Raw genomic sequence first — 8,072 nt, 5'->3', positions numbered from 1 at the left:
AGGCGCTCGGCGACGGCGTGGTGCAGACGCTGCCGGGCGACCGGGACACCGGGCGGCTGCTGGTGGCGGCGGACGTGGACCTGATCGCCTTCACCGGCAGCGCGGTCGCCGGGGCGGAGGTCGCGGCGCGGGCCGGCACGCGGCGCGTCAGCCTCGAACTGGGAGGCAACAGCCCGGTGGTTGTCCTGCCGGACGCCCCGGAGGACACCTGGAAGGAGCTGGCCGAGGCGACCACGTACAACGCCGGTCAGAGCTGCGCCGTACCCGCCCGGGTGATCACCCTGCGCGAGAACCACGCAGCGGTGGTCGCCCAGTTGGCCGGGGCGATGCGCGAGCGGGAGGCGGGGCGGGACTTCGGTCCGCTCAACAACGCGGACCAGGCGGCGCGTTACGACCGTATCGTCGCCCGCTCGGCGGCGAAGGTGTCGGCGGCCGGCCAACTCGTCCCGGCGGAAGGGGAGGAGGGCGGTTACTGGCGTGCGGCGCGGGTGCTCTCCGAGCTGCCCGACGACGATCCGGCGGTGGTGGAAGAGGTGTTCGGCCCGCTGCTGACCGTACAGGCGGCGGAGAGTGTCGAGGCGGCCGTCGCCCTGGCGAACGGGGTGCCGCAGGCGCTGGCCGCGAGCGTGTGGACGCGGGACATCGCGGCCGGGCTCGACCTGGCCGCGCGGCTGAACGCGGGGGAGGCGTGGCTCAACTGCCACCTGGTCCAGACGGCGGAGCTGCCGCACGGGGGCCGGGGCGCGTCGGGGCACGGTACGGACCTCAGCACGCTGGCGCTGCACGAGTACCAGCGGCCCAAGACGATCACGGCGAGGGTACGGCTGACGCCCCGGTTCGGGTGAGGGGCGGGGGGTGAGGGTGTGGTCAGGGGTGTTACGTACGGTCACGGTTGCCGTTCTCGGAGCCGTAGACCGCTCTCCAGCGCGCCGAACGCACGTTCGATCAGGGTGGGCAGATCGTCGCGGCAGCCGCGCTCGCCCCAGGAGAGGGTCGCCTCGCCGAGAGCGCCCAGGACCGCCGCCGTGAGGACGCGCAGCTCCAGGTCACCGGGGGCCCGGCCGGTGCGCTCGGCCAGCACGGCGGTGAGCAGTCGGACCGTCACCGCCCTGGTCTCGGCCGTCCGGGCGCGGATCGCGGGGACCTCCACCGTCAGCCGGGTGCGCTGGACCAGCGCGTCGCGGTCCTCCGCCAGGAGCGTGCGCAGGGCGTCGGTGAGGGTGAACCGCAGCGCGTCGAGGGGCGACTCCCCGGCGGGCCGCGCGCGCAACCCGGCCGCCAGGACGGAGTCGTACTCGTCGGAGAGGACGATGTCCTCCTTGGCCGGGAAGTAGCGGAAGACCGTGGAGGGGGAGACCTCCGCCGCCCGCGCGATCTGCTCGACGGTGGTCGCCTCGTACCCCTGCTCGGCGATGAGCCGGTGCGTGGCCCGGCGGATGCCGGTCCTGGTCCTGAGCTTCTTGCGCTCGCGGAGGCCGGGGCGCGGCGGAGGGTCCTGGAGCGGGTGGTGCGAGGGGGCGGCCATGACGCTCATTGTCCGGGCAGGGGGATCAGGAGGCGGTCAGCAACCGGACCAGTACTACTCGTATCAGTTACTCGTATCAGTACTACTCGTATCAGGAGTACTCGTACGCCACGAGCGAGATCCCGATGAAGTGCACGATGAACGCGGCCAGGGTGAGGGAATGGAACACCTCGTGGAAGCCGAACCAGCGCGGTGACGGGTTCGGGCGCTTGAGGCCGTAGATGACTCCGCCCGCGCTGTAGAGGACACCGCCGACGATCACGAGGACGAGGACGGCGATGCCGCCCGCACGCATGAAGTCGGGCAGGAAGAAGACGGCGGCCCAGCCGAGCGCGATGTAGCAGGGGGTGTACAGCCAGCGCGGGGCGCCGACCCAGAAGACGCGGAAGGCTATGCCGGCCAGGGCGGCGATCCAGACGGCCCAGAGCAGGACGCGGCCCGACGCGTCGGGGAGCAGCAGCATGGTCAGCGGGGTGTAGGTGCCCGCGATGATGAGGAAGATGTTGGCGTGGTCGAGCCGGCGCAGGACGGCTTCGCCGCGCGGCCCCCACGTACCCCGGTGGTATATGGCGCTGACGCCGAAGAGCAGGCAGGCGGTCAGGACGTAGATCCCGCAGGCGACCCGGGCCCGTACCGAGTCCGTCAGGACGATCAGGGTCACTCCCGCGACCAGGACGGCGGGGAACATGCCCGCGTGCAGCCAGCCGCGCAGCTTGGGCTTGACCGGGCTCGGCAGCTGGATCTCGACCGGTCCCCCTTCGGCAGGCTGTGGGGGGTTCGCGAAGGAGTCGGGTGCGGCGGGAGTCATACGGTCATGCTACCTACGCCACCGTAGGTTACGTTTCAGTACAAAGCGGGCGGGTGGGTGACCGGGAGGTGGCTCGCGGGTGCCGGTGGCCGCCACGCGGCAGTGGTCATGCTCACATGTGAGGCCCTATGGACAGATGGGCGCTATCGTCGGATGATCAAATGAGTGTGGTCGGCACCGGATGAGCGGGCTACGAAGTCGTCCGGGTCGAGGCCCCCATGGGGTAGACAACCTCAAATCCCTCATTTAGGAGCAATCGTGGCGCGCGACATCGCGGCTCCCTCCACCTCCACCACCACCTCCACCTTCCCGACAACGGCCCCCAGCGCCTCCGTCTCTTCCGTCTCCACCGCCTCCACCCTCTCCGCCGGCCCGTCCCCCCACCGTGAGCTGAACCGCTGGGTCGACGAGATCGCCGCCCTCACCCAGCCGGACCGGGTGGTCTGGTGCGACGGATCCGAGGCGGAGTACGAGCGCCTGTGCGGGGAGCTCGTCGCACAGGGCACGTTCACCAAGCTCGACGCCGTCAAGCGGCCGAACTCGTACTACGCCGCCTCGGACCCGTCCGACGTGGCACGCGTCGAGGACCGTACGTTCATCTGCTCCGAGAAGGAGGAGGACGCGGGCCCGACCAACCACTGGAAGGCCCCCGCCGAGATGCGGGACGTCTTCACCGGCGAGGACGGGGTCTTCCGGGGCGCGATGCGGGGCAGGACGATGTACGTCGTGCCGTTCTGCATGGGCCCGATCGGTTCACCGCTCTCGGCGATGGGCGTCGAGATCACGGACTCCGCGTACGTCGCCGTCTCCATGCGCACGATGACCCGCATGGGCAGCGCCGTACTCCAGGAGCTGGGCGAGGACGGCGACTTCGTCAAGGCCGTCCACACGCTGGGCGCGCCGCTCGCGCCCGGCGAGGCGGACGTGCCGTGGCCGTCCAACTCCACCAAGTACATCTCGCACTTCCCCGAGGACCGCGAGATCTGGTCGTACGGCTCCGGCTACGGCGGCAACGCCCTGCTGGGTAAGAAGTGTTACGCGCTGCGCATCGCCTCCGTCATGGCTCGCGACGAGGGTTGGCTCGCGGAGCACATGCTGATCCTCAAACTCACCCCGCCCCGGGGGGAGTCGAAGTACGTGGCGGCGGCGTTCCCGTCCGCGTGCGGCAAGACGAACCTCGCGATGCTGGAGCCGACCGTCCCCGGGTGGACGGTGGAGACCATCGGCGACGACATCGCGTGGATGCGGTTCGGGGAGGACGGCAGGCTGTACGCGATCAACCCCGAGGCCGGCTTCTTCGGCGTCGCGCCCGGCACGGGCGAACACACCAACGCCAACGCGATGAAGACGCTGTGGGGCAACTCCGTCTTCACGAACGTGGCGCTCACCGACGACGGTGACATCTGGTGGGAGGGCATGACGGAGGAGGCGCCCGCGCACCTCACGGACTGGAAGGGCCAGGACTGGACACCGGAGTCGGACACCCCGGCGGCCCACCCCAACGCCCGCTTCACCGTCCCGGCGGGCCAGTGCCCGATCATCGCGCCGGAGTGGGAGGACCCCCGGGGCGTACCGATCTCGGCGATCCTCTTCGGCGGCCGGCGCGCCTCCGCCGTACCGCTGGTGACGGAGTCCTTCGACTGGCGGCACGGCGTCTTCCTGGGCGCGAACGTGGCGTCGGAGAAGACGGCGGCGGCCGAGGGCAAGGTCGGCGAACTGCGCCGCGACCCCTTCGCGATGCTGCCGTTCTGCGGCTACAACATGGGTGACTACATGGCCCATTGGCTGGAGGTGGCCGAGGGCAGGGACCCGGCGGCCCTGCCGAAGATCTACTACGTGAACTGGTTCCGCAAGGACGACGACGGCCAGTTCGTGTGGCCCGGCTTCGGCGAGAACAGCCGCGTACTGAAGTGGATCGTGGAACGCCTTGAGGGCACGGCGGAGGGCGTGGAAACCCCCATCGGCATCCTGCCGACGAGGGCGGCCCTGGACACGGAGGGCCTCGAACTCACCGACACCCAGCTGGACTTCCTCCTCACGGTCGACAAGGAGATCTGGCGGGACGAGGCGTCCCTCATCCCCCGCCACCTCAACACCTTCGGGGACCACACCCCGAAGGCCCTGTGGGACGAGTACGACGCCCTGGTGAACCGCCTCGCCTGACGCTGCCGAGAACCCCCGCCCGGCCAGCACGACCCCGACGGCCGGCGGGGGCTTTTCCATGTCCTGGGGATCCCTGTTGTTCTGGCCGGTGGGGTCAGGCGTGCGCAATGCGGCGGTGGATGTCCGTGAGCAGGTTTTCCATCGCCAGGTGGAAGAGTTCGGCCTGGTGGTCGCCCAGGAATGAGGTGTGGCCGAAGACCTCCAGGACGACCAGGCCGTGCAGGTGGCCCCAGGCGCTCATCAGGAGCGCGGTCGCGGGGGGTGGGAGGTGGCCTTCGCCGTAGTGGGGCAGTTGGTTCAGGTAGGTGTGGAGCGACGGCGAGAGGGTGGGGGCGTCGGCCGCGGCCAGTTGTGCCTCGGTGTAGGCGCCGAACATCTCGCGTTCGAAGATCGCGCTCATCCGGCGGGTTGCCTGGGTGGTCGGGCCCTCGGTGGGTGCCGTGTAGTCGCGCAGCGGTGTTCCGTACAGGAGTTGGAAGCGCTCGGGGTGGGCGATGGCCCAGCGGCGGTAGCCCTCGGCTGCTATCACCAGGCGCAGTACGGGGGAGTGGGCCGGCGCGGTGTCTACGGCGGTCTGTACGGCGTCGGCGAGGTCGTCGTACCCCTTGGTGACCAGCGCGGTGACGAGCGCGTCCCGGCTCGGGAAGTAGTGGTAGAGCGCCTGCACGGTCATGCCGAGGCTGCGCGCGACCGCCCGCAGCGAGAGCGCCGCGGGGCCGTGTTCGGTGATGTGGCGCTCGGCGGCGTCCAGGATCTCCTGGGTGGCGGTGGCGCGGCGGCGTTCGCGCAGGGAGGGCTGGGCGGTGGATATGGGGGGCTTCTGTGCGGGCATGAGGAAAATCTAACACTGCCAAATCTCCTGACACGTCACTAACGTTTCTCACGGCGACAGAGAGTGCGACACCGCACACCGCGCCGGTCCCCGTGTTCGTCAACTCGGGCTGCCGCGCGCCGTTTTCGCCGTACGGAACATCACAGGTGAAGGAGATCGAGCGTGTTCGAACGCATAGCCGAGCTGGCGATTCGCCGTTCCCGGCTGGTACTTGTCGTCGCTGTCGTGGCTGTGGCCCTCATGGGTGCCCTGGGGGCGGGCGCGTTCGGCACGTTGCTGGGCGGGGGGTACGACGACCCGGCCTCCGCGTCCAGCCGAGCGAAGACGGTCATCGACGAGAAGTTCGGCGGGGAGACGAATCTGGTCCTGCTGGTCCGTACGCCGGACGGTGGTGTGGACGCGCCGGCCGCGCGGAAGAGCGGCGGGGACCTGGTGGCCGACCTCAAGGAGGAGAAGAACCTGGAGAACGTGGTCTCGTACTGGGACACGGCCAGTCCTGACCTCCGTTCCGAGGACGGCCGCGAGGCCGTGGTCCTTGCCCACGTGGTGGGTGATGGCATCGAGCGGGACGAGAACGCGAAGGCCGTGATCGATGCCTACAACGGGCCGTACGAGGACACGCTCACGATCCAGGCGGGTGGCGCTGCGGCCGTGACCAGCGAGATGGGTACGCAGTCGGGCAAGGATCTGCTCCTGGCCGAGGCCATCGCCGTACCGCTCACACTCATCCTGCTGCTGCTCGTCTTCGGCAGCGCGGTCGCGGCGCTGCTGCCGCTGGTGATCGGACTCATCGCCATCGCGGGTACGTTCGCGGAGCTGTTCGTGCTCGGGAGTGTCACCGATGTGTCGGTCTTCGCGGTCAACCTGACCACGGCGCTGGGCCTCGGACTCGGCATCGACTACGCCCTGTTGATGATCAGCCGCTTCCGGGAGCAGCTTGCGACGGGGGCGAGTGTGGACGACGCGGTACGGCGGACGGTGAGCACAGCGGGCCGTACGGTCGCCTTCTCCGCCGCCACCGTGGCGGCGGCGCTGGCGGCGCTCCTGGTGTTCCCGCAGTACTTCCTGCGCTCGTTCGGCTACGCCGGGATCGGCGTGGTGGTCATCGCCGCACTCAGCACGCTGTTTGTCATGCCGGCCCTGTTCGTCGTCCTGGGCCACCGGGTCAACAGCGGTCGCCTGCCCTGGGTGAACGCGCAGCGCTCCGACGACGGTCGGGCACCTCTGTGGGGCCGGCTGGCCGGCACGGTCATGCGGCGGCCCGCACTCACCGCGCTGCCGGTGCTCGCCGTCCTGCTGCTGGCCGCGAGCCCGCTGCTCGGCATCACCTTCGGAACGCCGGACGAACGGGTGCTGCCGGAGGCGGCGCAGAGCCGCCAAGTGTCGTCGGTGCTGAGGGAAAAGTTCAACGGCAACGACGACGCGGCGCTGCGGGTAGTCGTCGACAAGCCGCTGGAACGGGCCCCGTTGGCGTCGTACGCGACCGAACTGTCCACGCTCCAGGGCGTGATCCGCGTAGAGACGAGCGCGGGGATGTACGCAGACGGCCGACCCACGTCAACGGGCCCCGCCGCGGCGGCCCTGGGCCGTCCCGACGCCCAGCAACTCAACGTGGTCAGCACCCTGACCCCGAAGTCGGACGAGGCGCAGAACTTGGTCGGGAAGGTACGAGCGGTCGCCCCTCCGGCGGGAACTCACCCCCTGGTGGGCGGAGTTGACGCCGAACTGGTCGACTCGAAGGCATCCATAGCGGATCGTCTCCCGCTCGCCGTGGCACTGGTCGCGGTCACGACCTTCCTGCTCCTCTTCCTGTTCACAGGCAGCATCATCCAGCCACTGCGCGCACTGGTCCTCAACATGCTGAGCCTGGGCGCGACCCTCGGTGTGATGACCTGGATCTTCCAGGACGGGCATCTGTCCTCCGTGCTCGGCTTCACCGCGCAGCCCATGGAGGTGTCGATGACCGTGCTGATGTTCTGCATCGCATTCGGCCTGTCGATGGACTACGAAGTGTTCGTGACGAGCCGTATCAAGGAACTCCACGACCGGGGCGAGGACAACGAGTCCGCCGTCACCCACGGCCTCGGCCACACGGGCCGCATCGTCACGGCGGCGGCCTGCCTGCTCGCGGTGAGCTTCTTCGCCTTCGGCACGGCGAAGCTCAGCTTCATGCAGATGTTCGGCCTGGGCAGCGGCCTGGCGATCCTGATCGACGCGGTGGCGGTACGAGGAATCCTGGTCCCGGCGGCGATGCGCCTCCTGGGCGGCTCGGCCTGGTACGCCCCGGGCTTCCTCCGTAAGTTCCACAACCGCTTCGGCCTCAGCGAAGCGGCTCCAGAAACCGCGCCGCAGCCCGCGACGGATCCGGTGTACGCGAAGAACTAGCCGTACTACGGCCCCCCTCTCACCGTGCCCGCCTCCACCCTTCCGGAGGCGGGCACGCCGTGCTGCTCCAGCCGGACTATCTTCATCAGCGCTGGTCAACCGCTCGGACGGGCGAGGTGGCCGGAATCGACGCCGTCTCGACGGACGAACACCACGCACCCCTCCCAGCCCTTTCTTTGCCGGAATGGGCGGCGTGTCATCCCCAGCAAACGCGTCTGCGCGACAACTCCCCGTTCTCCCCCAACAGTTCACTCGTGCAGCATCAACGCTCCGGGACGTTCGCCGTCTCGCATCAATAGAACAAAGGAGGCATACCGATAGATTTATGGCGAACAGATCAAGCGCCATGAAAACTCGCG

Annotated in this window: 6 protein-coding genes; 3 read left to right on the top strand and 3 right to left on the bottom strand. The window is 69.4% G+C overall.

Annotated features, from left to right (window positions below):
- The coding region (locus GT042_RS34740) for an aldehyde dehydrogenase family protein (protein WP_161312662.1) at positions 1-845 on the top strand (845 nt) is incomplete at its 5' end.
- A 41-nt stretch (positions 846-886) separates the two neighbouring features.
- On the opposite strand, the gene GT042_RS34735 is transcribed toward GT042_RS34740, so the two are convergent.
- Together GT042_RS34735 and GT042_RS34730 are read right to left on the bottom strand one after the other, a co-directional pair.
- A complete protein-coding gene (locus GT042_RS34735; RefSeq protein ID WP_237531492.1) occupies positions 887-1,525 on the bottom strand; it encodes a TetR family transcriptional regulator in 639 nt (212 codons plus the stop codon).
- Positions 1,526-1,616: 91 nt separating this feature from the next.
- On the bottom strand, positions 1,617-2,333 hold the full coding sequence (locus GT042_RS34730; protein ID WP_161312660.1) for a hemolysin III family protein: 717 nt from the start codon (positions 2,331-2,333) through the stop codon (positions 1,617-1,619).
- 258 nt (positions 2,334-2,591) lie between these two features.
- Between GT042_RS34730 and GT042_RS34725 the strand changes: the two genes are divergently transcribed.
- Positions 2,592-4,496 (top strand): phosphoenolpyruvate carboxykinase (GTP), encoded by a 1,905-nt coding sequence (locus GT042_RS34725; protein WP_345944032.1) that lies wholly within the window; start codon positions 2,592-2,594, stop codon positions 4,494-4,496.
- A gap of 94 nt (positions 4,497-4,590) precedes the next feature.
- Here the strand turns inward: GT042_RS34725 and GT042_RS34720 are convergent, their stop codons facing one another.
- Positions 4,591-5,328: a TetR/AcrR family transcriptional regulator gene (locus GT042_RS34720; RefSeq protein WP_161312659.1), complete on the bottom strand. Its 738-nt coding sequence runs from the start codon at positions 5,326-5,328 to the stop codon at positions 4,591-4,593.
- Between the two features lie 162 nt (positions 5,329-5,490).
- Here GT042_RS34720 and GT042_RS34715 point away from each other — a divergent pair, with 162 nt between their 5' ends.
- On the top strand, positions 5,491-7,713 hold the full coding sequence (locus GT042_RS34715; protein ID WP_161312658.1) for an MMPL family transporter: 2,223 nt from the start codon (positions 5,491-5,493) through the stop codon (positions 7,711-7,713).
- The last annotated feature ends 359 nt before the right edge of the window (positions 7,714-8,072 follow it).

Source organism: Streptomyces sp. SID3212, assembly GCF_009865405.1.
GTDB lineage: Bacteria > Actinomycetota > Actinomycetes > Streptomycetales > Streptomycetaceae > Streptomyces.
The sequence above is the reverse complement of the archived record's forward strand: the minus strand, read 5'-3'. Positions and strand labels throughout refer to the sequence as shown.